Origin of the sequence: Microbacterium sp. (assembly GCF_036566905.1) — a bacterium.
In the GTDB taxonomy this organism is placed as follows: Bacteria; Actinomycetota; Actinomycetes; order Actinomycetales; family Microbacteriaceae; genus Microbacterium.
Genome location: NZ_DATCVK010000230.1, coordinates 52,540 through 78,169 on the forward strand (window position 1 = coordinate 52,540; position 25,630 = coordinate 78,169).

26 protein-coding genes and 1 tRNA gene are annotated in these 25,630 nt (G+C 70.1%); 11 read left to right on the plus strand and 16 right to left on the minus strand.

Annotated features, from left to right (window positions below; all coding sequences use genetic code 11):
* The first annotated feature begins 24 nt into the window (after positions 1–24).
* A complete protein-coding gene (locus VIP82_RS20990) occupies positions 25–843 on the plus strand; it encodes a class I SAM-dependent methyltransferase (protein WP_331912232.1) in 819 nt (272 codons plus the stop codon).
* A gap of 10 nt (positions 844–853) precedes the next feature.
* Here the strand turns inward: VIP82_RS20990 and VIP82_RS20995 are convergent, their stop codons facing one another.
* The 4 genes from VIP82_RS20995 to VIP82_RS21010 all read right to left on the minus strand — a co-directional run bounded on the left by VIP82_RS20995 (position 854) and on the right by VIP82_RS21010 (position 4,170).
* Positions 854–1,966 (minus strand): FUSC family protein, encoded by a 1,113-nt coding sequence (locus tag VIP82_RS20995; RefSeq protein WP_331912234.1) that lies wholly within the window; start codon positions 1,964–1,966, stop codon positions 854–856.
* A gap of 11 nt (positions 1,967–1,977) precedes the next feature.
* Complete coding sequence (ygfZ, locus tag VIP82_RS21000) at positions 1,978–3,084, minus strand: CAF17-like 4Fe-4S cluster assembly/insertion protein YgfZ (protein WP_331912236.1); 1,107 nt, start codon at positions 3,082–3,084, stop codon at positions 1,978–1,980.
* A gap of 57 nt (positions 3,085–3,141) precedes the next feature.
* Positions 3,142–3,744 (minus strand): nitrobindin family protein, encoded by a 603-nt coding sequence (locus VIP82_RS21005; protein ID WP_331912238.1) that lies wholly within the window; start codon positions 3,742–3,744, stop codon positions 3,142–3,144.
* Between the two features lie 135 nt (positions 3,745–3,879).
* Positions 3,880–4,170: a hypothetical protein gene (locus VIP82_RS21010; protein WP_331912326.1), complete on the minus strand. Its 291-nt coding sequence runs from the start codon at positions 4,168–4,170 to the stop codon at positions 3,880–3,882.
* Positions 4,171–4,308: 138 nt separating this feature from the next.
* On the opposite strand from VIP82_RS21010, the gene VIP82_RS21015 reads away from it, so the two are divergent.
* The 7 genes from VIP82_RS21015 (at position 4,309) to pstB (ending at position 12,464) form a co-directional block, all read left to right on the plus strand.
* Positions 4,309–5,007, plus strand: a complete 699-nt coding sequence (locus tag VIP82_RS21015) for a response regulator transcription factor (protein ID WP_308869924.1) — start codon at positions 4,309–4,311, stop codon at positions 5,005–5,007.
* Between the two features lie 75 nt (positions 5,008–5,082).
* Complete coding sequence (locus tag VIP82_RS21020; RefSeq protein WP_331912240.1) at positions 5,083–7,245, plus strand: RNA degradosome polyphosphate kinase; 2,163 nt, start codon at positions 5,083–5,085, stop codon at positions 7,243–7,245.
* Positions 7,242–8,180 carry an NUDIX hydrolase gene (locus VIP82_RS21025; RefSeq protein WP_331912242.1) on the plus strand — a complete coding sequence of 313 codons (939 nt, stop codon included), beginning with the start codon at positions 7,242–7,244 and terminating at the stop codon, positions 8,178–8,180. The genes VIP82_RS21020 and VIP82_RS21025 overlap by 4 nt, the downstream gene beginning before the upstream one ends.
* Positions 8,181–8,419: 239 nt before the next feature.
* Positions 8,420–9,529, plus strand: a complete 1,110-nt coding sequence (gene pstS, locus VIP82_RS21030) for a phosphate ABC transporter substrate-binding protein PstS (protein ID WP_331912244.1) — start codon at positions 8,420–8,422, stop codon at positions 9,527–9,529.
* Between the two features lie 73 nt (positions 9,530–9,602).
* On the plus strand, positions 9,603–10,547 hold the full coding sequence (pstC, locus tag VIP82_RS21035) for a phosphate ABC transporter permease subunit PstC (RefSeq protein ID WP_331912246.1): 945 nt from the start codon (positions 9,603–9,605) through the stop codon (positions 10,545–10,547).
* A gap of 1 nt (position 10,548) precedes the next feature.
* Positions 10,549–11,655: a phosphate ABC transporter permease PstA gene (gene pstA, locus VIP82_RS21040; protein ID WP_331912248.1), complete on the plus strand. Its 1,107-nt coding sequence runs from the start codon at positions 10,549–10,551 to the stop codon at positions 11,653–11,655.
* A gap of 29 nt (positions 11,656–11,684) precedes the next feature.
* A complete protein-coding gene (gene pstB / locus VIP82_RS21045) occupies positions 11,685–12,464 on the plus strand; it encodes a phosphate ABC transporter ATP-binding protein PstB (RefSeq protein WP_331912250.1) in 780 nt (259 codons plus the stop codon).
* Positions 12,465–12,538: 74 nt separating this feature from the next.
* On the opposite strand, the gene VIP82_RS21050 is transcribed toward pstB, so the two are convergent.
* The 7 genes from VIP82_RS21050 to VIP82_RS21080 form a co-directional block, all read right to left on the minus strand.
* The gene (locus tag VIP82_RS21050; RefSeq protein ID WP_331912252.1) at positions 12,539–13,426 is read right to left on the minus strand and encodes an aminodeoxychorismate lyase; all 888 of its coding nucleotides are present in this window, start codon (positions 13,424–13,426) and stop codon (positions 12,539–12,541) included.
* Between the two features lie 253 nt (positions 13,427–13,679).
* A complete protein-coding gene (locus tag VIP82_RS21055) occupies positions 13,680–14,318 on the minus strand; it encodes a DNA-directed RNA polymerase subunit beta (RefSeq protein ID WP_331912254.1) in 639 nt (212 codons plus the stop codon).
* 79 nt (positions 14,319–14,397) lie between these two features.
* The gene (locus tag VIP82_RS21060; RefSeq protein WP_331912256.1) at positions 14,398–14,805 is read right to left on the minus strand and encodes a VOC family protein; all 408 of its coding nucleotides are present in this window, start codon (positions 14,803–14,805) and stop codon (positions 14,398–14,400) included.
* Positions 14,806–14,899: 94 nt separating this feature from the next.
* On the minus strand, positions 14,900–15,307 hold the full coding sequence (locus VIP82_RS21065) for a helix-turn-helix domain-containing protein (protein WP_331912258.1): 408 nt from the start codon (positions 15,305–15,307) through the stop codon (positions 14,900–14,902).
* Positions 15,308–15,355: 48 nt separating this feature from the next.
* Positions 15,356–16,165, minus strand: coding sequence for an anti-sigma factor (locus VIP82_RS21070; protein ID WP_331912327.1), 810 nt, complete (start codon positions 16,163–16,165; stop codon positions 15,356–15,358).
* Positions 16,165–16,767, minus strand: a complete 603-nt coding sequence (locus VIP82_RS21075) for an ECF RNA polymerase sigma factor SigK (RefSeq protein ID WP_331912260.1) — start codon at positions 16,765–16,767, stop codon at positions 16,165–16,167. Before VIP82_RS21075 ends, VIP82_RS21070 begins: the two co-directional genes overlap by 1 nt.
* 39 nt (positions 16,768–16,806) lie before the next feature.
* Complete coding sequence (locus tag VIP82_RS21080) at positions 16,807–18,534, minus strand: cytochrome c biogenesis protein DipZ (protein WP_331912262.1); 1,728 nt, start codon at positions 18,532–18,534, stop codon at positions 16,807–16,809.
* Between the two features lie 210 nt (positions 18,535–18,744).
* Here VIP82_RS21080 and VIP82_RS21085 point away from each other — a divergent pair, with 210 nt between their 5' ends.
* From VIP82_RS21085 to VIP82_RS21095, 3 genes are all read left to right on the plus strand, one after another.
* Complete coding sequence (locus tag VIP82_RS21085) at positions 18,745–19,407, plus strand: fasciclin domain-containing protein (protein ID WP_331912264.1); 663 nt, start codon at positions 18,745–18,747, stop codon at positions 19,405–19,407.
* Between the two features lie 193 nt (positions 19,408–19,600).
* Positions 19,601–21,022, plus strand: a complete 1,422-nt coding sequence (locus VIP82_RS21090) for a serine/threonine-protein kinase (RefSeq protein ID WP_331912266.1) — start codon at positions 19,601–19,603, stop codon at positions 21,020–21,022.
* 45 nt (positions 21,023–21,067) lie between these two features.
* Positions 21,068–21,140: transfer RNA gene (locus VIP82_RS21095), tRNA-Lys, on the plus strand.
* Positions 21,141–21,194: 54 nt separating this feature from the next.
* Here VIP82_RS21095 and VIP82_RS21100 read toward each other — a convergent pair.
* From VIP82_RS21100 to VIP82_RS21120, 5 genes are read right to left on the minus strand one after another with little or no spacing between them, the layout of a single operon-like run.
* Entirely contained in the window at positions 21,195–21,500 is a 306-nt protein-coding gene (locus tag VIP82_RS21100) for a hypothetical protein (protein ID WP_331912268.1), read from the minus strand.
* Positions 21,497–21,946, minus strand: a complete 450-nt coding sequence (locus tag VIP82_RS21105; RefSeq protein WP_331912270.1) for a GNAT family N-acetyltransferase — start codon at positions 21,944–21,946, stop codon at positions 21,497–21,499. Before VIP82_RS21105 ends, VIP82_RS21100 begins: the two co-directional genes overlap by 4 nt.
* Before the next feature lie 28 nt (positions 21,947–21,974).
* Positions 21,975–22,646, minus strand: a complete 672-nt coding sequence (locus VIP82_RS21110) for a DNA alkylation repair protein (RefSeq protein WP_331912272.1) — start codon at positions 22,644–22,646, stop codon at positions 21,975–21,977.
* Positions 22,639–23,229 carry an isochorismatase family protein gene (locus VIP82_RS21115; RefSeq protein ID WP_331912273.1) on the minus strand — a complete coding sequence of 197 codons (591 nt, stop codon included), beginning with the start codon at positions 23,227–23,229 and terminating at the stop codon, positions 22,639–22,641. The genes VIP82_RS21110 and VIP82_RS21115 overlap by 8 nt, the downstream gene beginning before the upstream one ends.
* Entirely contained in the window at positions 23,226–25,562 is a 2,337-nt protein-coding gene (locus VIP82_RS21120) for an MMPL family transporter (protein ID WP_331912274.1), read from the minus strand. Before VIP82_RS21120 ends, VIP82_RS21115 begins: the two co-directional genes overlap by 4 nt.
* Between the last annotated feature and the right edge of the window lie 68 nt (positions 25,563–25,630).

The following is a 25,630-nucleotide window of genomic DNA, read 5'->3' on the forward strand; positions in this document are numbered from 1 at the left end:
GCGGCGGCCTGGCATCATGGGGGGATGGCGCGGGCACCGGTCGGGCAGATCACGCGCGGCACGACCGGGACCAACCGGCTGCGGCGCGTGGATCGCTGGATCGCACGGCAGCCCGCCCTGCGCCGGGCCTCCGACCCGCTCGTGGTCGACCTCGGCTACGGCGCGAGCGGCGTCACCGCGCTGGAGCTGCACTCCCGGCTCGCGCGCGTGCGCCCGGACGTCGAAGTGCTGGGTCTCGAGATCGATCCCGCGCGCGTGGCCCGCGCCCGCGCGCAGCTCGCGCAGGTACGCAGCGGCGACACGTCGTTCCCACCGGGCGCCCGCGTCTCGTTCGCACGCGGCGGGTTCGAGGTGCCGGTGGCCAGTGGCCGCCGGCCCGCCGTCGTGCGGGCGTTCAACGTCCTGCGTCAGTACGAGGAGGCCGAGGTCGCCGAGGCCTGGGCGACGATGGCCGGTCGTCTCGCCTCCGACGGGCTTCTCGTCGAGGGAACGTGCGACGAGATCGGACGGATAGCGACCTGGGCGGCGATCGGCCCCGACGCGGCGCCCCGCGCCCTCACGGTGTCACTGCGACTGGCCGGGCTGCAGCATCCGTCCATCGCCGCGGAGCGGCTTCCGAAGGCCCTCATCCACCGGAACGTGCCCGGCGAGCGTGTGCACGCGTTCCTGGCTGCTCTCGACGCCGAGTGGGAGCGCGCGGCGAGCGTCTCGCCTTTCGGTCCGGTGCATCGCTGGCGCACGGCGCTGTCGGCGCTCGTCGACGGCGGATGGCCGATCCTCGAACGCTCCCGGTGGCGGCTGGGCGAAGTCACCGTCCCGTGGGAGGCCGTCGCGCCGCTGTGACGCCCGAGTCTCACAGCCGCGGCAGCAGGGCGCGCGCTTCGGCCGACGGCATACCGGTCGCGGTGAGCAGGTCGACCGCGAGCGGCCGCAGCGCGGTGATGAGGTACTGCTCGCCCGGCGACCCGTCGGGCAGGATCTGCGCGGGATCGAGGCGGATCGCCACCGCCCGCACCGCCTCCTGCGCCGCGGGTTGGAACGAGATGTCGTCGAGGCTCTCGCCGACGAGGGAGGCGCCCCGCATCAGTTCGGCCAGGAGCTCCGCCGGAACGGGACGGCGCTGGCCGTCGTCGCACAGGTACACCGCGCGGCGCGCGACCACGCGAAGATTGCGGGTGGCGAAGTCCATGGCCTGCAGCACGGTCTGATGGCGCCGCAGCTCGGCGCGCTGGGGGCGCAGCCAGGGCGAGAACCCGGCGACCGCGAGCCCTGACTCCAGGGACGCACGCCATTCGTCGATCCGGGGGCCGATCGCCCGGGCCTTCTCGAGTCCTCTCGTCGCCCGCAGCGCATCGCCGCGGCGGAGCGCCTGCACGATGGTGCGCGCGGCGGCATCGGCCGCCGCGAACACGGCGTGCCCGTCGCGCGCCTCCTCGCTGCGGGGGTTGCGCGGGATGAGCGCGGTCACGACGAGCGCGGCCACACCGCCCACGATCCCGTCGATGAGTCGAGAGAACGGCTGCGACGCCGGCAGTGACATCACGATCGACGCCTGGATGCCGGCCATGATCGCGAACGGCGGGTACGGCGACAGGAACCGGGCGACGAGCAGCGTGACACCGAGCGCGAGGGCGAGCTGCCACCACCCCGGCCCGACGACCACGACGAACCCCTCGGCGACGAGGATGCCCACCAGCATCCCGACGACCGTCTCGAGCACGCGGCGAGGACGGGCGTCGCGCACGAGACCGAGGCTCGAGATCGTCACGGTCGCCGCGAGCAGCGGTGCCGGATGCCCCACCACGTAGTGCGCGAACGCCCACGCGGCGGTCGCGGCCACCGTGATCTGCACGATCGCGATCGCGGATCCGCGGACGCGCGCCAGCTGCGGCCGCACATCGAGCCGGGCGCGCCAGCCCGTGGGCACGGTCTGGGTGATCGCGGCGGTGTCGCCGTCGCCGCTCACCGCTGCCGCTCCTACTGCGCTGCCGCGCGGCGGGACAGCCGGGTGATCCGGGGAACGTTCGCCGTGGCGCCGGCGTCGGGCGGCACCACGACCTCTTGCGCTGCGGCGATGGGGCCGTCGGCGGTGTCCACCGTGAGCGGCGCGTCGACGGGTGTGGTGCGGCGCACGACCGCCAGGGCGATGGGCCCCTCCTCGTAGTGCAGTGCGGCCGACGTCACGATGCCGACCGCGTCGTCGCCGATCCGCACGGCCGCGCCGTGCTCGGGCAGGACGCTGTCCGAGCCGTCGAGCTGCAGTGCCACGAGTCGTCGCGGCGGGTGGCCGAGATTGTGCACCTTCGCGATGGTCTCCTGGCCGCGGTAGCACCCCTTGTCGAGGTGGACGGCGGTGCGCAGCCAGTCCAGCTCATGCGGCAGAGCGCGCTCGTCGACGTCGGCCGTCCAGCGCGGGCGCCACGCGGCGACGCGGAGCGCATCGACCGCCGCGAGCCCGGCGAGCTCGAGATCGCCGGCGGCCGCGGCATTCGCGATCCGCTGCTCCTCGTCACGCGTCACGATCGCTTCGGCCCAGTCGCGGTCGGCACCCGGATGCGGGTCGACCGGGGCGTACGCATGCCCGCCGGGCGCGACGGACGGCCACGGGTCGCGCCACACCAGCGGCACCCCCGACGGCGTGGCGGGCGAGATGCGCTCGAGCGCGGCCGCGGTGCCACCGACGACGGCATACTCGTCGTCGGCGATGCGCGGGGCGACACGCAGCCGGAAGCGCATCTTGCGCAGCCAGTCGAACAGGCCGTCGACGTCGGCCCGATCGGCGATGAGCCAGGTGGTCTCGCCGTCATCGAGGACGGATGCCGCATGCTCGACGTGTCCTTGCGGGTCGAGGATGAGCAGCTCGGTGCTCACGCCGGGTTGAAGGCGCGCCAGCGCCTGCGACGACAGCGAGTCGAGCCAGGTCAGGCGGTCCTCACCGGGTACCGCGATGACCGCGCGGTCGCGGCGCGGCGCGATCGCGGCGCCGGCGGCGAGACGGCGCTGCTCGACGAGGGGGCTGCCCACGTGCTGCAGACCGGCGTCGTCGACGACGGCGCCGGGGACGGCGGCGAACGGGTCAGTCATCGATCACTCTGCTCATGAAGGGCCTGCTCATTTCGGGGATCGCTCATTCCACCGCGCTCATTCCAGCTTGGCGAGGCGGGCTGAGGCATGCGCGCCGAGTTCGAAGCCGAGTGCGGCGATGTCCCACGCCCACAGCAGATGGCCGTCGACGAGGCCGTACATGCGCGTCGCCGCTGCGTAGGCCTTGGCGCTGGCAGGACGCACCACGGCGTCCGTGGCGATGTCGATGCGGGGGCCCTTGATCTGGCCGAGGTACAGCTCGCTCACGCCGTCGGCGTGCACGAGCGCCACCTCGAGGTCGAACCCGCCGTCGCCGTTGCGCACCCCCTCGATGTCGTCGGCGGTCCGTGCGACCGGAGCCGAGACGGCCGGCAGCAGGCCGGGTCCGGCATCCGCATCGGTCGCGGAGAGGGCGAGACGCCAGTAGCCGAGCTCGGCCACCAGCCGCGTGCGCGCCTCGGGATCGTCGGCGTCGTGCAGCCACGCCTCGGCGGAGTAGTTCAGGTAGTCGCCGCCGTCGTGGCTGAAGCTCACGCGGTGCGTGAACTCGCCCGTGTAGGCGTGGTCACCGTAATCGATGACGCCGGTGCCCTCCCACACGCCGATGAGCCACGACAGCGGCACGAGCTCTGCGGGAAGGTCGGTCGGAATCTCGAGCACGACGCGACCCGTCAGCGCTGGCCGCGGTACAGGTTCTTGACGACGACCGCGGAGACGAAGACGATCGCGAGCGACGCCAGACCGAGCAGGCCCACGAAGAACAGTTCGAGCGCGACGAGATCCATGAGACCGAGTCTAACCGGGAACGAGGGCGGCCAGACCGAAGCCGAGACTGATGACGCCCATCACCAGCGCCGCACCGAGGACGCTCGCCGCCACCCGCTCGGTGAAGCCCTGCGAGCGGCCCGACCAGAGCTGGGTGGCGAACGCCACGATGAGGCATCCGCCCAACCCGACGCCCAGCCAGGCCGCGCGCCAGTCCGGCGTCGCGAAGATACCGACCACGATCGCGATCAGCGCCGCCAGCACCCATACGGCGACGATGCCTCCGAAGGTGCGACGAGGGGCGAGTTCTGGGACGGCCACGGCTCCATCATCGCCCATCGGGTCGCTCGGCGCACGCGTCCCGATGGCGTCGACGATGGTCATGAGAGCGGACCGTCTCCCGCCCACGCCCTACACTGGGGTTCGCGGCGCGCCCCCACGCGCCGGGAAGGCGATCCATTGGCACAGCTCCTGGTTCTCAGTTCCACTCACGGAGGCGGCCCCGTGCTGCCCTCGCTCGAGTTGCTGAGCCACCGCGTGCGCCTGATCCCCGCCGAGCCCGCCCAGCTGGTCAACGCGCCCAGCGCCGACATCATCTTCGTCGACGCCCGTGTGGACCTCGTCGGAGCGAAGTCGCTGTGCAAGATCCTCAACACGACGGGTCTGGACGCCCCGCTCCTGCTGATCGTCACGGAGGGCGGTCTCACCGCCGTCTCACCGGACTGGGGCGTCGACGACGTGATCCTCTTCACGGCGGGTCCCGCCGAGGTGGACGCGCGCATCCGGCTGGCGGTCGGACGCCAGTCGGCCGAGCAGGTGTCGACCCGTATCCAGACGTCGGGCATCACGATCGACGAGTCGTCGTACTCGGCCAAGGTGCACGGCCGGCCGCTCGACCTCACCTACAAGGAGTTCCAGCTCCTGCACTTCTTCGCCACCCACCCGTCGCGGGTGTTCACGCGCGAGCAGCTGCTGAGCGAGGTCTGGGGCTACGACTACTTCGGCGGCACCCGCACGGTGGATGTGCACGTCCGGCGGCTGCGCGCCAAGCTCGGCGACATGGAGCAGCTCATCGGCACGGTCCGCAATGTGGGCTACCGCTTCAACGTGTACGAGGACGAGCCCGAGCCCGCACCTCGCGAGCGCACCCAGGCCTAGGGGCGACCGGGCCCGACCCGCGGCATCCGTCCCGCCGTTCACACTCTCGTCACGTGACCCTGCAATGATGAGGGGATGATCGAACCCGAGGTGCTCGACGCCGGCCTGGGCGATGCGGACGACGACGACTTCGACCTCTCGGAGGTCTTCGACTCGCAGCTTCCCGACCATCGCTACCTGGACCGCGAGCTCAGCTGGCTCGCATTCAACCAGCGCGTGCTCGAACTCGCCGAAGATCCGAACCTGCCCACGCTGGAGCGCGCGAACTTCCTGGCGATCTTCGCGAACAACCTCGACGAATTCTTCATGGTGCGCGTCGCAGGCCTCAAGCGCCGCATCGTCACCGGTCTGGCGCTGCCGACGAACATCGGGCGCTCCCCCGCCGACGTGCTCGCGGACATCTCGGCGGAGGTCCGCCGCCTGCAGTTGCGCCACGCCGAGGCGTGGACGTCGCTCGTCAAGCCGGCGCTCGCCGACGCCGGGATCCAGATCGTCTCCTACGACACCCTCGACGAGGACGAGCGTGCGCGGCTGTACGACTACTTCCAGGCGCAGGTCTTCCCCGTCCTGATGCCGCTCGCGGTCGACCCGGCACACCCGTTCCCCTACATCTCGGGGCTGTCGCTGAACCTCGCGATCCGCATCCGCAGCGCCCGAACCGGCCGGCAGGAGTTCGCGCGCCTGAAGGTGCCGCCGATGCTCCCCCGGTTCGTCGAGCTGCCCGCGGCTGCGGGGACGGTGCGCTACCTGCCGCTCGAGGACCTCATCTCCAACCACCTCGACGACCTCTTCCCAGGCATGGAGGTGCTGGACCACCACGCGTTCCGCCTCACGCGCAACGAAGACGTCGCGATCGAGGAGGACGAGACCGAGAACCTCATCCAGGCGCTCGAGGCCGAGCTGCTGCGACGCCGCTTCGGCCCGCCGATCCGGCTCGAGATCACCGACGACATGGACGACGTGACGCTCGATCTCCTCGTCAAGGAGCTCGACGTCACCGAGCAGGAGGTCTACCGCCTCCCCGGCCCGCTCGACCTGCGGGGACTCTTCGATCTGCGCATCGATCGTCCCGACCTGCGCTTCACGCCGCACCTGCCGACGACCGCTGTCGCCTTCCAGCCCGGCGACAACAACGAGCGGCCCGACATCTTCGCGTCCATCCGCAAGGGCGACGTGCTCGTGCACCACCCGTACGAGTCCTTCGCGACCAGCGTCCAGGCGTTCCTCGAGCAGGCGGCGAAGGATCCGCACGTCCTCGCCATCAAGCAGACCCTCTACCGCACGTCGGGCGACAGCCCTATCGTGGAGGCCCTCATCGACGCCGCCGAGGCCGGCAAGCAGGTGCTGGCCCTCGTCGAGATCAAGGCGCGCTTCGACGAGGCGAACAACATCGTCTGGGCGCGCAAGCTCGAGAAGGCGGGCGTTCACGTCGTGTACGGCCTGGTGGGCCTGAAGACCCACTGCAAGCTGGCGCTCGTGATCCGCGAGGAGAACGGCGTACTGCGCAGCTACAGCCACGTCGGCACGGGCAACTACAACCCCAAGACCAGCCGGGTGTACGAGGACTTCGGCCTCTTCACGGCCGACGACGTCGTGGGCCGCGACCTCACCCGCCTGTTCAACGAGCTGAGCGGTTACGCGATCGAGAAGAAGTTCAAGCGCCTCCTGGTCGCACCACTCCACCTTCGCAAGGGTCTGCTGCGGCTCATCGACAAGGAGCGCCGCAACGCGCTCGCCGGCAAGCCCGCGAGCGTGCGCATCAAGGTCAACTCGATGGTCGACGAGCAGATCATCGACGCGCTCTACCGGGCCAGTCAGGCCGGTGTGAAGGTCGAGGTGTGGGTACGCGGCATCTGCTCGCTGAAGCCGGGCGTCGAGGGCATGAGCGAGAACATCACGGTCCGCTCCATCCTCGGCCGCTACCTGGAGCACTCGCGCATCTTCGCCTTCCACAACGACGGTGACCGGGTGGTGTACATCGGCAGCGCCGACATGATGCACCGCAACCTCGACCGGCGGGTCGAGGCGCTCGTGCGGGTGTCGGCACCCGCCCACGTCAAGGAGCTCAACGACCTCTTCACGCTGTCGATGAGCGACACCACCAGCTCGTGGCATCTCGGGCCCGACGGCGAATGGGTGCGCCACAACGTGGGCGAGGACGGCAAGCTGCTCCTGGACCTGCAGGACCGGACCATGACCAACGTGCAGCGCCGGCGGCGGGCACGGGCGGTGCGATGACCGAGACGGCCGTCTACGCGGCCGGGGGCGTCGTCTGGCGTGTCGTCGACGGCAAGCTGCGCGTGCTCCTGATCCACCGCACGAAGTATCGCGATGTGACGCTGCCCAAGGGCAAGGTCGACCCCGGTGAGATGCTCGCCGAGACGGCCGTCCGCGAGATCCACGAAGAGACCGGCATCCGTGTCGCCCTCGGCGTGCCCGTCGGCGTCTCTCGCTATCGACTGCCCAGCAAGCGCACCAAGATCGTGCATTATTGGGCGGCAGAGGCGACGGAGCCGGCGATCCGCGCCTCCGCATTCATCCCCAACAAGGAGATCGCCGCGATCGAATGGGTCTCGCCGAAGAAGGCCCTTCGCCGGCTCAGCTATCCCGTCGATGCCGAGATCCTGGAGTACTTCGTCCGCCTGATCGACGAGGGGGTGCTGCGCACCTTCCCCATCGTCGCTCTGCGGCACGCCAAGGCGGTGGCCCGCGAGGAGTGGGACGGCAAGGACGCGGCACGTCCGCTCGGGGCGCGCGGTCGGAAGCAGGCCGACTCGATCGTCGGCCCTCTGCTCGCATTCGGCGTCCGCAAGATCGTGTCGAGCCCTGCCGTTCGCTGCGTCAAGACGGTCGCGCCGCTGTCGGCCGCACTCGGCCGCAAGATCGACACCACCAAACTGATCGGCCAGGACGCGTGGGAGGAAGGCAAGTCCGACGCGCGCACCGTCGTCGGCGAACGCGTGCGCGCACGCAAGCCCTCCGTGGTGTGCAGCCATGGGCCCGTGCTGCCCGACATCCTCAGTGAGCTCGCACTCGCGACGGGCACGCTGCGCGGGTCGTACCTGGGCAGCGCCTCGGCGCTCGAGCCGGCAGCCTTCTCGGTCGTGCACATGTCGGTGGACAATCCCGGCTCGGGCATCGTGGCCATCGAGACCCACATCCCGAAGGTCTGACGCGCGCGCCTCAGCCGGGTGAGTGAACAGCAGCCCCCGGATGCCGCGGAATTCCGCAGCCGGACACCTGGCGATCTCGATGCCGACGCATGGATGTCGGCATCCCGTTCACCTTCCGTTCACCCGCGCAGCGCACTCTCTTAAGAGTCCGAGCCTACGTTTCAGAACGAACCCCGCACCGGGTTCGAACCCGAAGGCCTTCCCGGGCCTCTTTCCCTGACACGTGAAGGATTCACACAGTGAAGATCTCTCGCATCGCCCAGGTGGGCGCTGTCGCCGCAGTCGCGGCCCTCGCCCTCGCCGGCTGCGCTTCCAACGAGACCCCCTCCGCCGCGACCACCGACGCACCCGAGTCGAACCTCTCCGGCGAGATCGCAGGCGGCGGCTCCTCGGCTCAGGAGGTCGCCGTCCAGGCATGGACCGCCGGCTTCCAGACCGCCAACCCCGACGTGACGATCACCTACGACCCGTCGGGCTCGGGCGCCGGTCGCGAGTCGTTCCAGGCCGGAGCCTTCCCGTTCGCCGGCTCCGACCGCGCGTTCAAGGTCGAGGAGATCGAGGCCGGTCCGTTCGACGGCTGTGTCGAGGACTCGGGCATCATCGAGCTGCCGACGTACATCTCGCCGATCGCCGTCATCTTCAACGTCGAGGGCGTCGACTCGCTCAACCTGGACGCGGCGACCATGGCCGGCCTGTTCGCCGGCACCATCACCAACTGGAACGACCCGGCGATCGCCGCGCTCAACCCCGACGTGACGTTCCCCGACCTGGCCGTGACGCCGGTGCACCGCGCCGACGACTCGGGCACGACCGAGAACTTCACCGACTACCTCTACCAGGCGGCCGGCGACGTGTGGACGAACGAAGCCGACGGCGTCTGGCCGCTGTCCAGCGGTGAGGCCGCACAGGGCACCTCGGGCGTCGTCTCCGCCGTCGCGGGCGGCAACGGCACCATCGGCTACGCCGACGCGTCGCGTGCCGCTGAGGAAGGCCTCTCGACCGCCGCGGTGAAGGTCGGCGACGAGTTCGTCGAGTACTCGCCGGAGGCGGCCGCCGCCATCGTCGACGAGTCGCCGTTCGAAGAGGGCCGCGGCGAGGGCGACCTCGCCATCGAGCTGCACCGCACCTCCGACGTCGCGGGCGTCTACCCGATCGTGCTCGTCAGCTACATGATCGCGTGCCAGGAGTACGCCGACGCAGCCGTGGCGCCGATCGTCAAGGGCTACCTCCAGTACGTCGCGAGCGCCGAGGGCCAGGACGCGGCCGCCGCCGCGGCCGGCAGCGCGCCGATCTCGGACTCGCTGCGTGAGCAGGTCAACGCCGCGATCGACCTGATCGTCACCCAGTAAGGCCCCGATACCCGGCCCGGTCGTGACGATCGGGCCGGGTGTCACCCTGAGAACCTGAATCCAGAAGGACACCATGACCACCACGACCGCCCCCGCCTCGGGCAAGGTCAAGCAGCGGCCGGGCGACCGCTGGTTCTCGGGAACCGCGCTCGGCGCCGGCGTGATGATCCTCGTCACGCTGGCGGCGGTCGCCATCTTCCTCGTCATCCAGTCCGTTCCCGGTCTGACCGCCACGTCGAACACCGCCAGCATCCTTTCGGGAAACTTCTGGGAGTACGTCTGGCCGCTCGCCTTCGGCACCGTGTGGGCCTCCTTCCTGGCGCTTCTCATGGCCGTCCCGCTGGCGGTCTCGGTCGCCCTCTTCATCTCGCACTACGCACCCCGTCGACTGGCCCAGGGGCTCGGCTACGTGGTGGACCTCCTCGCCGCCGTTCCGTCGGTGGTCTTCGGCCTGTGGGGCATCCTGGTGCTCGCCCCCGCCGTTCAGCCGATCTACGCATGGCTCAACGCCAACATGGGATGGTTTCCGCTCTTCAGCGGCACGGTCTCCAGCACCGGCCGCACCATCTTCACCGCCGCGATCGTCCTCGCGGTGATGGTCGTCCCGATCATCACCGCGATCTGCCGCGAGATCTTCCTGCAGACGCCCGTGCTCCACGAGGAGGCCGCGCTCGCACTCGGCGCCACGCGGTGGGAGATGATCAAGATGGCCGTCTTCCCGTTCGGCCGCAGCGGCATCGTCTCGGCCTCGATGCTGGGCCTCGGGCGCGCACTCGGCGAGACGATGGCGGTCGCCATGGTGCTCTCCGTCGCGAACGTGGTGACCTTCCAGCTGTTCACGGCAGAGAACCCCGGCACGATCCCCGCGAACATCGCCCTGACCTTCCCCGAGGCGTACGGCGTGAACATCAACGTCCTCATCGCCACCGGCCTCATCCTCTTCATCGTCACCTTCGCGGTCAACGCCATCGCCCGATGGATCGTCAGCCGCCGCAAGGAATTCTCGGGAGCGAACTGACATGACCGTGACGACCGCTCCTCCCCAGGCTCCGGAGTCGGCGCCCGTGCGCGAGACCCCGCGGCTGACCAGCGGCCACCTCCCCTCGTGGGCGCCGTGGGCCATCCTCGTCGGCAGCCTCGTCATCAGCGCCATCCTGTTCGCGATCGTCGCGATGGGCTCCGGGGAAGGCTTCAACGTCGCCGGCTGGGCGGTCGTGGCTGCACTGGTGTACCTCGCGCTGATCACGACGATCTCGTCCCTCGTCGAGGGCCGCCGCAAGGGCATGGATCGCCTGGTGACCGGCGTCGTGACGATCGCGTTCCTCATCGCCATGGTCCCCCTCGTCTCGGTGGCGATCACGGTCGTCGTGAACGGCGTCGCCGGCATCTCGGCCGAGTTCTTCTCCTCCTCGATGCGCAACGTCGTGGGCGAAGGAGGCGGCGCGCTCCACGCGATCGTGGGCACCGTCCTCATCACGCTCGCCGCCGCCGTCATCTCGATCCCGATCGGCATCTTCACGGCCATCTACCTCGTCGAGTACGGCCGCGGCGGACGCCTGAGCCGCGGCATCACGTTCCTCGTCGACGTCATGACCGGCATCCCGTCGATCGTCGCCGGTCTGTTCGCCTACGCCCTGTTCGCTCTGTTCCTCGGTCCCGGCATCCGCATGGGCATCATGGGCTCGGTCGCGCTGTCGGTGCTGATGATCCCGGTCGTCGTGCGTTCGACGGAGGAGATGCTGCGCCTCGTGCCGAACGAGCTCCGCGAAGCGTCGTACGCGCTCGGCGTGCCCAAGTGGCGCACGATCGCGAAGATCGTCCTGCCGACCTCGCTCGCCGGCATCACCACCGGCGTCATGCTCTCGATCTCCCGCGTGATCGGCGAGACCGCCCCGCTGCTGCTGACGGCGGGCGTCGCGACCTCGATGAACTACAACCTCTTCCAGGGCCGCATGATGACCCTGCCGGTCATGGCCTACTCGCAGTACATGAACCAGGGCATTCCGGCCCAGGCCTACATCGACCGCGCGTGGGCCTGCGCTCTCGTCCTCATCGTCATCGTGATGCTCCTCAACCTCATCGCGCGCCTCGTCGCGAAGGTGTTCTCCCCCAAGCTGGGCCGCTGAGCCTCCACCCGAAAGCACTGACAGGAATCATGTCCAAGAGCATCGAAGTCAACGACCTCAACGTCTACTACGGCGACTTCAAGGCCGTCGAAGGCGTCTCGCTCGGCATCGAGCCGCGCAGCGTCACCGCCTTCATCGGCCCGTCGGGCTGCGGCAAGTCGACGTTCCTGCGCACGCTCAACCGCATGCACGAAGTGATCCCCGGCGCCCGCGTCGAGGGCGAGGTGCTGCTCGACGGCAACAACCTCTACGGCGCCAACGTCGACCCGGTGCTCGTGCGCCGCCAGGTCGGCATGGTGTTCCAGCGCCCCAACCCGTTCCCCACGATGTCGATCAAGGAGAACGTGCTGGCGGGCGTCAAGCTCAACAACAAGAAGATGTCGAAGTCCGACTCGGATGCTCTCGTCGAGAAGTCGCTCCGCGGCGCGAACCTGTGGAACGAGGTCAAGGACCGCCTCGACAAGCCCGGATCGGGCTTGTCGGGCGGCCAGCAGCAGCGCTTGTGCATCGCACGCGCCATCGCCGTCTCGCCCGAGGTGATCCTCATGGACGAGCCCTGCTCCGCCCTCGACCCGATCTCGACGTACGCGATCGAGGAGCTGATCGGCGAGCTCAAGAACGACTACACGGTCGTCATCGTGACGCACAACATGCAGCAGGCGTCACGGGTGAGCGACAAGACCGCCTTCTTCAACATCGCGGGCACGGGCAAGCCCGGCAAGCTCATCGAGTACAACGACACGCGGTCGATCTTCACGACTCCGTCGGTGCAGGCGACCGAGGACTACGTCTCCGGTCGATTCGGCTGAACCGCCCGATCGCTGCACGAAGCCCTCGCCGATCGGCGGGGGCTTCGTCGTCGGTCGGGCTCAGTCGTGCGGGCTCAGTCGCGCGGGCTGAGCAGATAGCGGTTGAAGGATGCCGTGAGCTCGGCATCCACCGGCACCGGGACGTCGTCGATCGCCGTGATGGGCGCCGCCAGACGCACGCTCGACACCAGCCACGCGGCATCCGCGTCCGTCAGAGCGCTCGTCGGGAGCGTGGCGTAGCCGGTGTCGTGCCCCTGCTCCTCGAGGTGGGCGAAGAGGCTCAGCTGCGTCGTGCCGTGGAGGATGCCGCCGTTCGGCGCGGGCGTGACGAAACGGCCGTCGATGCGCAGGATGAGCGAGGCGGTGGGCGCCTCGAGCACGAAGCCGTCCGAGGTGACGAAGACGGCGTCGTCGGCCCCTCGGCGCTTCGCCTCGCGGATCGCGGCCATGTTGACCGCGTACGACAGGGTCTTGGCGCCGAGCAGCAGCCAGGGCGCCTTCGCAGGGGTGTCGATGCCGTAGCCGCGATCGAGCGTGACGACCCGGATGCCGTGCTCGCGCACGGCGGTGTTGTCGGCGGCGGCCGCCACCGTCACCCACGCCGTCGGTGCGGGGCCGTGCTCGACGCCGCGGCTCAGGATGAGCTTGATCACGCCCTCCCCCTGGCGCGGCGCGTGCTGGGCGGCGGCGTCGACGGCCCGCCGCCACTGCTCGAGGTGGGGAGCCGCAAGGTCGCAGATGCGCGCGGAGTGCGCGAGCCGCTCGAGGTGGGCCTGCGTCTCCTGCGGGTGTCCGTCGACGACGCCGATCGACTCGAAGATGCCGTCCCCACGCTGCGTGCTCAGCTCGCCGACGCTCAGCGCCGGCGCCGACGGGTCGATGACTCGGAAGGTGTCGGCGAAATCCGAGCGAGGATCGTCGGATTTCGCCGGGTCGATGACGAGCGCGAAGAGCAGTGCCATGCCCCCGAGCCTAAGCGTTCGGGAATGCCACGCCCCTCGTCTCGGTTACACTGGATCGGCCGGGCCGCAGTAACCCCGGGCTCCATCTTCTGCCGCTGCGAGCGGCTCCGCGCCGAGAGGCGTTCTGCGGCCCGGCACTCTCGTACCCGGGCGATGCGCACGGCCCATCGAGCGGGAACGCCTCTCCCGCGCAGCGGAATCAGCGCTGCGGCGTTCGGCGGCCCGGCACTCTTGTACCCGGGCGCAGCCGGCGTCAGGTCAGGGCGTCGCGGCGCCAGAGGGCGGCGCAAGCCGACAGGTCGGCCCCGTAGTCCGAGAGGCGCAGCGCCCGCGTGGTGAACGCCGATGCGCGGTCGGGCTCGGTCGTCTCGTAATCGTCGGCGAGGTGCGTGGCACCCGATGCCTCGACGCGGCAGAAGGCTGCAGCGCGGTCGAGGGCGACGGCGAAGTCGCCCTCGAAGAGCCCGCGCAGAATGGTGTCGACCAGCGCGACGAGCTCGTCGGGACCGGCAGGCGACGGCGCGCCGGCCACGACATCGTCGACGGAGGCGAGCTCGGCACGGCCGCGCTCGTAGAGGAGCGCGGCCGTGCGCGGGTCGTCGTGGATCATGAGCTGCACGAGGTACAGCCGCCACAGCGCGCCGGGCAGCGTCTTCGCGGGCGAGCGCGACCACAGCTCGGCCAGGTCGTCGATGCCGTGCTCGTCGGTGAACGAGACGAGCCGGTCGACGACGCGGCCGTCCGGGTCGGCGCGGACCCTGGCGAGCAGGGCGTGCGCGGTGGTGTGCGCGACGCGCGAGACCTCAGCCGGGTCCTCGGCCGCAAACGCCCGGTCGAAGACCTCGGCCGGGCGACGGACGGGCTTGTGGAACTCCCTGGACGAATCGCTCATTCCGTCCAGGCTACTCGCCGCCACGAGCACCGGCTCGCGCTGCATCGCGGCTGCCCAGGGCAGGCACATGACCCGGCGCTCAGACCTGGTTGATGCGGATGTGGTTGCCGGCGGGGTCGCGGAACGCACAGTCGCGCGGCCCCCAGCCCTGCTCCTTGGGCTCCTGGAGCACCTCCGCGCCGAAGGCGCGCAGCTTCTCGAACGTCGCGTCGAGGTCGCTGGTCGTGAAGACGTAGGGTCCGGGGCCGGAACCCTTCACGACCAGTCGCTGGAGCGACTCACCGTCGTCCGGCGAACGGCCGGCGGATGGGTCGGACACGACGAGCGACAGGCCGGGCTGACCGGGGAAGCCGAAGCTCACCCAGCGGTGGCCGTCGTACGAGACGTCGTTGACGACCTCGAGGCCGAGAGCGTCGCGGTAGAAGGGGATGGCGGCGTCGACATCGTCGACGGTGATGGGGCTGTAAGCCAGGGCGATGTTCGTCATGCCTGCCACGCTACGATCCCGCGCGAACACGCGCTTCTCCGATCCTGCTCGGTTCACGAGCCGCGACTCGGGCTCCGCGCCGAGCCGCTTCGCGTCAGACGTACCGAGTCGGTCGCGTGAGGATCTTCGCGACGCACAGCGGCATCGCCTCGGCGGCGTCGTGCGGGCGCGAGCGGTATGAGCTCGGGGTCTCCCCCACGATCTCGGAGAACGTCGAACTGAACGAGCCGAGCGATGTCGCACCGACGGCGGTGCAGGCATCCGTCACCGAGACACCCTCGCGGAGCAGGGCCATGGCACGCTCGATCCGCCGCGTCATCAGGTACGCATACGGGGTCTCGCCGTAGGCGGCCTTGAACTCGCGCGAGAAATGCGCGGGCGACATCAGGGCCTTGGTCGCCATCGTCGGCACGTCGAGGGGCTCGGCGTAGTCGCGATCGATGAGGTCGCGCGCGCGGCGCAGGTGGGCGAGGGTCTGGGTCGTCTGCGGAGCGGAAACCACGGACTTCACGCTACCGGGATGACGCCTGCCCGCGGTTCGGCTCCCGGGTCAGGCCGTCGGGATCGTCACGATCGGGTCCGTCGACGGCTCGCCGGTGGGCGACCCGCCCTGCGGCTCGATCGTCACCGCGATGACGTCGCCCGGCTCCATCGCACCGTCGAGCAATGCCGTCGCCTCACCGTCGGTGGAGTCGAAAGTGCCCGCCGAGACCGGGCCTTCGTCGCGAACGAACCAGAGCTCGAAGCTCTCGTCGTCGGCGATCTGCGGGAGGCCCTGTGAGACGAGCACGACCTTGCCGACCGATTCCGACCAGTGCGCGGTCGCGGTGCCGCCGTCGGTGACCTCGACCGTGGCCGACTGCGCGTCGGGGGCATCCTCGATCTGCTGAAGCGCGACGACGTCTGCGGGCCGGTTCAGATAGTCGTTGATCATGGCCGCGCCGAGCCCGAGGGCGACGAGCAGCACCAGCGAGGCGGCGAGCGCGACGATGCCGCGGGTCCACCGGCGCCGTGAGACCGCCTGGATGACCGCGGTGGCGGGGGGCGGCTCCGGGACCGGCTGATCGCTGCTCTCCGGCCAGGCGGCGACCGGTTCGGCGACCGCGGCGGCCGAGGCGTCCATGGCCGGCAGCTGAGGGGTCGCAGCGACCCGCGACAGCAGCGTCGAGCGCAGCGTCAGCGGGGGCACGGCATCGGCGACGGTGTCGGCGAGGGCGGCGGCGGTCGCGGTGTCCGCGTCCACCCGCTCCTCCCACTCGGGGTGCCGGCGGCGGGCGGCCTCGAACGCCTCGCGATCGGCGGGTGACAGCGCGTTCAGCGCAGCGCCTGCGGCGAGCTCGGCGAACTCCTCCTCGTTCATCACGCGGTCACCCCCATCTCTGCTCTCAGGCGGGACAGGCCGTCCCGCATCCTCGTCTTGATCGTCCCCAGCGGTGCTCCCACCAGGGCCGCGATCTCGCTCTGACTGTAACCCCCGTAATACGCGAGGGTCAGCGCTTCCTTCTGGGGGTCCGGCAGTGCCGACAGTGCGGTCGCCACCCTCTCCCCCTCGATGCGCAGCTCGACCTGTTCCGCCACCTCGTCATGGGCTACGCCGAGGTCGCGGAATCCGGCACGCACGTCGCGATCCGTGCTCGACTGCGAGGCGCGCACACGGTCCACAGCCCGGCGGTGCGCGATCGTGAGCACCCACGATCTCCCCTGACCTCTGTTCGGAGCGAACCGCGATGCGGATTGCCACACCTCGAGGAAGACCTCCTGCAGCACCTCCTCGCTCTGCGCCCGGTCGACGAGAACCCGCAGGATCAGACCGAAGACGCGCGGCGAGAGCAGGTCGTAGACGCGCGCGAATGCTGCCTGATCGCCGGCCGCGACCCGCAGCAGCAGCTCTCCGATGCGGTCGACCGGTTCCGTGCCGTCCTCCGGCACGTCGATCCCGTCGATCACCATGTTGACCAGCATGCCCTACGTCACCTCCCTGCGACCTGACCGCGCCCGGTGTCAGCCGAACGTGAACGAGTAGACCTCGACGCCCGGCGACACGAGCACATCGAGCACGTGCGCCGCGGCATCCTTCCCCTCCGCCACTGCATACGAACGCGGCGTTCCCGACACGGCCAGCGTCTGCTCCTGCCCGTCGTCCAGCCGCACGCGCACCTCGCCCTGGCCGGCGAGCACCATCCGCACCACCTCGGCATGGAACTCCAGACGGATGCCGCCGCCCGCGGTCCCCGATGGTGTGGCGTACTGCGTCTCCACGCGCCACGCGCCGTCCAGCGCGAAAGAACCGCCCGGCTGCTCGTCGGGCAGACGGTACTCGCCCTCACCCGCCCGATACGCGGGCTCACCGCCGTAGTTCACGTCCTTCGCCGACCCGAGGAACGTCTCGCGTGTGCGAGTGCCCGCATCCGGAGTCTCGTCGGCGACCTCGGTCGGCTCGGGCAGCGTCACAGCGGGGTCGGCATCCTGCAGCAGCTCGCGGATGAGCGTCTCCGTCGCGGCGTAGTTGCCCTCGCCGAAGGCGATGTGGCGGACCGCGCCGTCGGCGTCGATCAGATAGTGCGCGGGCCAATAGCGGTTCCGGTAGTTCGTCCACGTCGACAGGCTGTTGTCGAGCGCCACCGGGTACGTGATGCCGAAGTCGCGCGCGCCTGCGGCGACGTTCGCGGCATCCTTCTCGAATGCATACTCGGGCGAGTGGATGCCGATCACCCGCAGCCCCGCATCGCGATAGGCGTCGTCCCAGGCGACGACGTGCGGGACGCTGCGCTGGCAGTTGATGCACGAGTACGCCCAGAAGTCGATCAGCACGACCTCACCGCGAAGATCCGCGAGGTCGATCGGCGCTCCGGCCGGCGTGTTCAGCCACCCCTCGATGCCGCGGATGCTCGGCGCCGCGCCGCAGGACTCGAGCTCCGCCGCACCGTTCGTGCACTTGTCCAGATCCCGATTCTCATCGGTGACGAGACCGCCGAGGTCGAGGGCCCGTCGCGCGTCGGGGTTGTCGGTGAGCTGGCGCTGGACGCCCGCCGTGTAGTCGGGCACGAGCCGCTGGAGCAGCTGCGGCACGTTGAAGACGAGACCGACGGCGAGCGCGAGCATCGCCACTCCGGCGGCGATCCGCAGACCACGCTCGTGCGTGCGGAACGCGCGGATGCGCTCGACGAGCCCGCGGCCGGCGAGGGCGAAGAAGAGCAGCGGGATGCACACCCCGACCGCGAAGGACAGCGTCAGCACGACGGTGCCGACATCGATGCGGCCGGTCGATCCGGCGACGATGATCGCCGCCAGCACGGGTCCTGCGCAGGGTACGAACACGGTGCCGAGCGCCAGCCCGACACCGTAGCCGCTCCCGCCGTTCTGAACCTCCGAGCGCCGGGCAAGCCTCTGGAACGGCTTCTCGAGCAGCCGCTCGAACCGCGGCACGAGAAGTCCGACGCCGATCAGGACGAGCACCGCGATGCCCGCCCACCGCAGGACGTCCTGCGGGAGTCCGAGCGCTCCGAGCAGGAGCGAGCCCAGGAGCGTCACCAGTGTGAAGCTCGTGACAAGACCCGCGATCACCAGGTACGGCCGCCACCGCGATGCGGGAGCAGGCCCGTCTGCGTCGGACGAGAACCGGGCGGACTGCGCGCCCCCGGTCAGGAAGATGACCGGCAGCACCGGCAGGATGCACGGCGAGATCCCCGTGATGAGTCCGCCGAGCAGACCGATGATGACGAGCTCCATGCGTCCCCCTAGGTGTCGCGGGTTGTTCGCTCCGGAGCCCCGTTCGGATTGGTCGGACGGGTGGGATGCGGCGTGCTCGAGATCGGCATCCGATTCTTCCAATCCGTTCCGGCGAGCCCTCCGAACAGTCCGTGTAGCCGCTCCTGCGGCACGCTCCCCGCACCGGGGGCCACCAGACCGCGGTCGTACGACCGCACGGAGGAGGAAGACATGTCTCGCATCACCAGGAAGCGTCTGTCGGCCGGGCTCGCGCTCGCCGTCGCCGCGACCTTCGCGCTGTCCGCCTGTTCGATGGGCGGCTCGGCCGCCGAACCGTCGACCGAACCGTCGGCACCCGCCATGGAGTCGAGCGAGGAGCCGATGGCGGCCGACCCCGCCGCAGACCTCGTCGGCCCGGGCTGCGCCGCCTATGCCGAGGCCGTGCCGGACGGCGCCGGCTCGATCGAGGGCATGTCCGCCGACCCGGTCGCTGTGGCGGCATCCAACAATCCGATGCTGACGACCCTCACCGCTGCCGTGAGCGGCCAGCTGAACCCCGAGGTGAACCTCGTCGACACTCTCAACGGTGACGAGTTCACGGTCTTCGCGCCGGTCGACGACGCATTCGCGGCGATCGACCCCGCCACGATCGAGGCGCTCAAGACCGACACCGCGACATTGACGTCGATCCTCACCTACCACGTGGTGCCCGGCCGGATCGAGCCCGCCGACATCGCCGGCATGCACACCACCGTGCAGGGCGCCGACCTTGAGGTCACCGGCAGCGGCGATGCCTGGATGGTCAATGACGCGAACGTGATCTGCGGCGGCGTGCAGACGGCGAACGCCACCGTGTATCTCATCGACGCGGTCCTGATGCCTCCGGCACAGTGACCGACGCCGGCCTCGGCCGGCACCAGGGGGGCGGTGAGGCCGCCGGCGTCTGCGAGGTGGCGCCGGCGGCCTTGTCGTGCTTGCACGCGGTCGCGGGAGAGTCAAGGGTGTGGGCCTAATCAGGCGCGCTGTCTAACGTGATCCTGGGCCTGGGGTTGCGCCGGAGGGGTGCGGACGCCAGGTGGGAGGAGACGTGACAGACCTGCGCGAGTCGGCGGAGTTATCCACCGGCGACATCTTGGACGATCGCTACGTCCTGCATGAGCGGATCGGCGAAGGTGGGATGGCGCGCGTGTATCGCGCCGAAGACAGCCACCTCCAGCGCTCGGTGGCGGTCAAGGTGTTCCGCGAACCCACCGACGGCATCGATTCCGTGGAGCGCGCGCTGTCAGAGACGACCCTCCTCGCCTCTCTGAGTCACCACTCCCTCGTCACCGTGTTCGATGCCCGCGTGGGCACGGGTGAGACCAGCTACCTGGTCATGGAGCACGTCGACGGCATCACCCTGCGCGATCTCATCGCGCGCGGGCCCGTCGATCCGCAGATCGTCGCATCGATCGCGATCGACATCGCGGAGGGCCTCCATGTCGCGCACGAGCACGGGGTCGTACATCGCGACATAAAGCCCTCGAACGTGCTCCTGTGGGCTTCTCCGCGGCCGGGATGGGAGTGGCGGGCGAAGCTCGCGGACTTCGGCATCGCCTACTTGATGGACACGGCCCGTGTGACGACCCCCGGAGTGATCGTGGGCACGATGGCGTACGTCGCTCCGGAACAGGCGCGAGGCGTGCCGCCGGCGCCGGCCGCCGACATCTATGCGTTCGGTCTCCTGTTGATCGAGGCGCTCACCGGCGAACGCCCGTTCGGCGATGCCGAAGGCATCGGCACGGTGGTGGCGCGGCTGTCGTCGGCGCCCGAGATCCCGGCGTCGCTCCACCCGTCGTGGCAGGGCCTGCTGCGCGGGATGACGGCGATCCGCCCAGACGACAGGCCTACTGCGCTGGAGGTGGTCACGGCCGCGTCCCGCCTGGCGGCGATGGAGAACACCCTCGCCCGTGAGAAGGCCGACCCCTCGACGGCGCCTGTCGCGGCGCCTGTCACCGGCCCGACGCAGGTCTTTCCCGGGCCGGCGCTCGTGGCAGGTTCGCGAGGACCCGTCGAGCGCGGAATGCTCCGCCGCGATGCGCGCGCGGCCGCGCTCGCGTCGGGAGCTCCTGTCGGGACGGATGAGGCGGCAGAGGTCGTCCCCGTCGTGCCGGACGAGCAGCGGCGACCCTCGCGCCGTGCCCTGGTGATCGGTGTGGTCGTCGCGGCGCTCCTGGCGGTCGGACTCGCGCTCGGCACGGTCCTGCTGGCGAACAGCTGGTCCGCAGAGCCGGACCCCGCATCCACCCCACCCGCGGAGGAACAGGCTCCGCCGGTCCCCTCGGAAGAGGCTCCGGTCGAGGAAGCGCCGGCGAGCGTGCCCGCCGAGCAGCTCCCGGCCGACGAGGTGCCTCCCGCGGACACCGGCGGCGGAGGCGGCGGCAACGACAACAGTGGCCCGGGGAACAACAACGGCAACGGAAACGGCAACGGCAACGGCGGTCGTGGCAACGGGAATGGGAAGGGCTGAGCCAGAGAACGGAACCACACCTGTGGGCAAGTAGGCTGGTATCGAGGGCCTCTAGCTCAGTCGGTAGAGCATCGGACTTTTAATCCGCGGGTCGTGGGTTCGAGCCCCACGGGGCCCACTCACAGCGTCGAAGCGCCGCAGCGGCTGCGTCCTCCTGTCGCGCCATCCCCCCTCAGCGGGCGATCGCGGCGGCGATGAGCCAGACCACGATGCTCAGCACGAGCGCGATGAGCGGGTACCAGAACGCCGTGTGCTTGCGCGAGAGCGCGACGATGCCCGCGACCGCGCCGATGACTGCGAAGGCGAGCGGCAGATAGCCGCCGAGCACGATGGCGAGCGTGTTGTCGTAGGTGCCGATCGCCCACAGCAGCGAGACGAAGAAGAGCACCACCGCCGCGCCCACCGAGAAGCCGATGAGCAGCAGCGTGGCGACGAGGTCTCCCGTGCGGCGCTCTGCGGCGGCCGCGCCGCCGGTCACGAGTCGAGTCCGATCTCGTAGTGGACGAATCCGGTGGCGGTGGCCACACGGTCGTAGAGGGCCCGGGCGGTGGTGTTGGTCTCGTGCGTCAGCCAGTACACCTTCGCCGCACCGTGCTCGCGCGCCCACCCCGTGACGTGGGCGATCAGCGCGCGGCCCGTGCCGGTCCCCCGGGTGTCGGGAGCGACGAAGAGGTCCTCGAGGTAGCAGTACGGGGTGGCCGACCAGGTGGCGGCGTGCGTCAGCCAGTGTACGAAGCCGATCGCCGTTCCGGCCTCGTCTGTCGCGAGTGCGCCGTGGATCGGGAACTGCGGGTCCAGGAGCCGGTGCCAGGTCAGTTCGGTCTGCTCGGTGGACAGCTCGGACTCGTAGAACGTGAGATAGCCGCGCCACAGGGGCAGCCAGGCGTCGTGGTCGGCGGGGGCGAGGGGACGGATGGCGGTCACGAGACCCGAGGCTAGCGGGTAGCCGGCCTCAGGTGAGGGCAGTGCGCGCGGTTCGCCTCGCGTGGGCACTGAGATCCGCTCCCCGACGGCCGAGGAACTCCTCCAGCCGGCCGCTGTCGATCCGTCCGATCTCGCGCAGCGCCACCCCGACGTTCGTCTGCACCAGGTGCTCGGGATCCGCCGCGAGCAGCTCGCAGATCGCGAGCGGGTCGTCGAGGTCGCCGGAACGGATGATCCAGAACACCGCCGTGATCGCCGTCCGGCGCCGCAACCAGTCGTCGGAGCGCGCGAGGTCGAACAGCACATCCCGCGGCCGGTCGAGCAGGTACCCGCCCAGGACGCGGGGAGCGGCGCGGTCGATGAAGTCCCAGGTGTCGATGCGGTCCATCCGCCGCATCCACAGTTCGTACAGGGCGGCGCGGTCGGCATCCTTCGTGCGCGCCTGGAAGTCGAGGATCGAGACCGCCACCATGCGCATCTCGTAGGCATCCGCGTCGAGGAGCCGGTCGACCTCGGCCAGCGGCATCCGTGCATTCGTCTGGGCGATGTCGAAGACCGTGCCCATGCGCACGCCGATGACCTCGGTGCGCTCATCGGTCATGCGCCGCTGGATCTTGGCCCGTTCGTCAGCGGATGCCGCAGCCTCGAGCGCCGCGCGGACGCCCTCGGCCGTCGGTGACCCGCGGAGGGGCTCAGTCACCGCCGGAGAGACCGGAGTGGCTCAGCTCGGCCCCGGCATGCGCGAGCTCGGCAAGTGCGGCATCGCTCGACTCCGCCGCGACGCCGGCGACGAGGTCGGTGAGGATCCGCACATGCCGCCCGTGCTCGATGGCGTCGAGGGCGGACGCGCGCACGCAGTAGTCCGTCGCGATGCCGGCGACGTCGACGTCCACCACGCCGTGCTCTTCGAGCAGGTGCGCCACCGTCACGCCGTCATCGGTGGTGCCCTCGAACAGCGAGTAGGCCGGCGCGCCCTGGCCCTTCTTGACGTGATGCGTCACCGCGGACGTGTCGAGGCCGGGGTCGTACTCCGCGCCCTCTGTGCCGCTCACGCAGTGCACGGGCCACGTGTCGACGAAGTCGGGCTCCGAGCTGAAGTGTCCGCCGTTGTCGCCCTCGCCGTGATGCCAGTCGCGCGAGGCGACGATGACGGCGTACTCCTCGCCGTGCGTGACCAGGTACTCCGTGATGCGCTGTGCGACGGCATCCCCGCCCTCCACGCCGAGCGCACCGCCTTCGGTGAAGTCGTTCTGGACATCGACGATGAACAGCGCCTTGCTCATGATCCGAGCGTACGCCTGTACTCCTCGCGAGTGAGAGGGTGTCCGTCGTCCGCCACGAGCTCGGCCTCCGTCTCCGCGGGCAGGGGCCGGTCGGCCGGTTCGGCGAACGATTCCTCGGGAGAGCCCGGGTCGCGACCGGCTGCTGCCGTTCCATCGCGCCGCGCCAGCTTCGACGGCCACCAGATCGCCCGGCCGATGTCGTACGACAGTGCCGGCACGAGAAGCGACCGCACGATGAAGGTGTCGAGCAGCACGCCGAAGGCCACGATGAAGGCGAGCTGCGCCAGGAACAGGATCGGGATGACGCCCAGAGCCGCGAAGGTCGCCGCCAGCACCAGGCCCGCCGAGGTGATGACGCCGCCGGTGGCGACCAGACCCCGCAGGATGCCGGGTCTGGTGCCGTGCACGAGGGACTCCTCGCGCACGCGCGACATCAGGAAGATGTTGTAGTCCACCCCGAGCGCCACCAGGAAGACGAAGCCGTACAGCGGTACAGCGGGGTCGGCACCGGGGAATCCGAACACCTCGTTGAACACGAGCGCGCTCACTCCGAGCGCCGTCGCGAAAGACAGGATGACCGTCGCGATGAGCAGCACCGGTGCCAGGATCGACCGCAGCAGCAGCATGAGGATCAGCAGGATCACCAGCAGGATGACCGGGATGATGACGGTCCGGTCGCGCGTCGACGTGTCGTTGGTGTCGATGTCCGTCGCCGTCTCGCCGCCGACGACCGCGGTCCCCGCGCCGAGCGCGTCGTCGAGGTCGGTGCGGAGCTGCCGGACCGTGTCCTCCGCGGCGAGCGAGTCGGCGGCATCCGTCAGCGTCCCGATGACGAGGACGACGCCGTCTGCGACGGTCGCCTCGGGAGCAGGCGTGCCGGGCGGGCCGACAGCCGTGAGCACCGGCTCGCCGTCTTCGACCTCGACGGCGGCCTGTCCGGTCGGCGAGTCCTCGGAGGCGACGGCCACGGATTCGATGCCGTCCGAGGCGTCGAGCACCTCGACCGTGTCGGCAAGGTCCTCTTCAGGCACGATCACGTACGCCGGCGATCCCGATCCGGCCGGGAAGTGCTCGGCGAGCACCGCCTGACCGTCGCGGGCCTCGGACGATCCGAGCACGAGGTCGCTCGTGGGCACGCCGTCCGCCTTGAGCTGGGTGATCCCGATCGCGCCGGCGAGCAGGACGATCGTGCACGCGATCCACACGACGCGCGCGTTCCGCGCGACGAACCGCGCCTGCCGTGGCCAGAGACCCTTGACGGGCTGCGTCAGGTCGTCGGGGATCATGGCGAGCGGCTGCTTCGGGATGAACGGCCAGAAGGCGGCGCGACCGCAGAGGGCCAGGAGGGCCGGGAGGAACGTCAGCGCCGACAGGACGGAGAACGCGATGCCGATCGAGGCGATCGGCCCGAGGGCACGGTTGGTGGCCAGATCCGAGAGCAGCAGGCACAGCAGGCCGGCGATCACCGTCCCGCCGGAAGCGAGGATCGGCTCGAACGCTCCCCGCCATGCCGAGAGGGTCGCATCCCACTTCGACGCGCCTGTCGCGATGGACTCTCGGAAGCGCGCGACGTACAGCAGCGCGTAGTCCGTCGCGGCGCCGATGACGAGGATGAAGAGGATGCCCTGCACCTGCCCGTTGAGCACCACGACGCCGGCGTAGGCGAGCCACCACACGGTGAGCAGCGCCGCGCAGAGCGCGAACATCGACGTGAGGAGCACGAGGATCGGCAGCAGCGGCGACCGGTAGACGATCACGAGGATCAGGAACACCGCGAGCAGCGCCACGCCGAGCAGAAGTCCGTCGATGCCCAGGAAGCCCTCGACGAGGTCTGCCGTGAAGCCGGCCGGCCCGGTGACCCACGCCTCGAAGCCGTCCGGAAGCTCATCGGCGACGAGTGTCCGGATCGCCTCCACGGTCTCGCCCACCTCGCCGGAGGCATCGATCGGGACGAAGATCTGCATCGCCTCGCCGTCGTCCGACAGGATCGGCGGCGACACGTCCTCCTGCACGCCCTCGATCCCGGCGATGTCGTCCGCCAGCGCCTGGACGTCGGCGACGTCCTCCTCGGAGAGCTCGCCGTCACCGGTGACAACCACGACGGCGGGGATGCTGTCCTCGCCGAGGAAGTCCGCCAGCCGCTCGTTGACCTGCGTAGCGTCGGCGCCCTCGGGCAGGAAGCTGGACCGGTCGTTGGTCGAGACCTCGTCGACCTTTCCGAAGTACGGTCCGCCGATGGATCCGGCCGCGAGCCAGATGAGTACGAGGAGGGCCGGGATGCCGATCCGCAGCCACCCGGAGGGGCGGCGGTTCGCGTGGTGAGGCGAGGACATATCGCTAGCTTATCTAGCGAACTGGGTTTCGTGAAACGGAACCCGGATGCCGCCGAGGGCGTCGGCGC

What these genes read in the sequence shown, in the direction of transcription:
- VIP82_RS21085 (WP_331912264.1), top strand. Translation starts at nt 18,745, where the DNA reads ATGTCTCGCATCACCAGGAAGCGTCTGTCGGCCGGGCTCGCGCTCGCC.
- pstB (WP_331912250.1), top strand. Translation starts at nt 11,685, where the DNA reads ATGTCCAAGAGCATCGAAGTCAACGACCTCAACGTCTACTACGGCGAC.
- VIP82_RS21025 (WP_331912242.1), top strand. Translation starts at nt 7,242, where the DNA reads ATGACCGAGACGGCCGTCTACGCGGCCGGGGGCGTCGTCTGGCGTGTC.
- ygfZ (WP_331912236.1), bottom strand. Translation starts at nt 3,084, where the DNA reads ATGACTGACCCGTTCGCCGCCGTCCCCGGCGCCGTCGTCGACGACGCC.
- VIP82_RS21070 (WP_331912327.1), bottom strand. Translation starts at nt 16,165, where the DNA reads ATGAACGAGGAGGAGTTCGCCGAGCTCGCCGCAGGCGCTGCGCTGAAC.
- VIP82_RS21115 (WP_331912273.1), bottom strand. Translation starts at nt 23,229, where the DNA reads ATGAGCAAGGCGCTGTTCATCGTCGATGTCCAGAACGACTTCACCGAA.
- pstC (WP_331912246.1), top strand. Translation starts at nt 9,603, where the DNA reads ATGACCACCACGACCGCCCCCGCCTCGGGCAAGGTCAAGCAGCGGCCG.
- VIP82_RS21120 (WP_331912274.1), bottom strand. Translation starts at nt 25,562, where the DNA reads ATGTCCTCGCCTCACCACGCGAACCGCCGCCCCTCCGGGTGGCTGCGG.
- pstA (WP_331912248.1), top strand. Translation starts at nt 10,549, where the DNA reads ATGACCGTGACGACCGCTCCTCCCCAGGCTCCGGAGTCGGCGCCCGTG.
- VIP82_RS20990 (WP_331912232.1), top strand. Translation starts at nt 25, where the DNA reads ATGGCGCGGGCACCGGTCGGGCAGATCACGCGCGGCACGACCGGGACC.
- VIP82_RS21050 (WP_331912252.1), bottom strand. Translation starts at nt 13,426, where the DNA reads ATGGCACTGCTCTTCGCGCTCGTCATCGACCCGGCGAAATCCGACGAT.
- VIP82_RS21055 (WP_331912254.1), bottom strand. Translation starts at nt 14,318, where the DNA reads ATGAGCGATTCGTCCAGGGAGTTCCACAAGCCCGTCCGTCGCCCGGCC.
- VIP82_RS21080 (WP_331912262.1), bottom strand. Translation starts at nt 18,534, where the DNA reads ATGGAGCTCGTCATCATCGGTCTGCTCGGCGGACTCATCACGGGGATC.
- VIP82_RS21060 (WP_331912256.1), bottom strand. Translation starts at nt 14,805, where the DNA reads ATGACGAACATCGCCCTGGCTTACAGCCCCATCACCGTCGACGATGTC.
- VIP82_RS21020 (WP_331912240.1), top strand. Translation starts at nt 5,083, where the DNA reads ATGATCGAACCCGAGGTGCTCGACGCCGGCCTGGGCGATGCGGACGAC.
- VIP82_RS21075 (WP_331912260.1), bottom strand. Translation starts at nt 16,767, where the DNA reads ATGCTGGTCAACATGGTGATCGACGGGATCGACGTGCCGGAGGACGGC.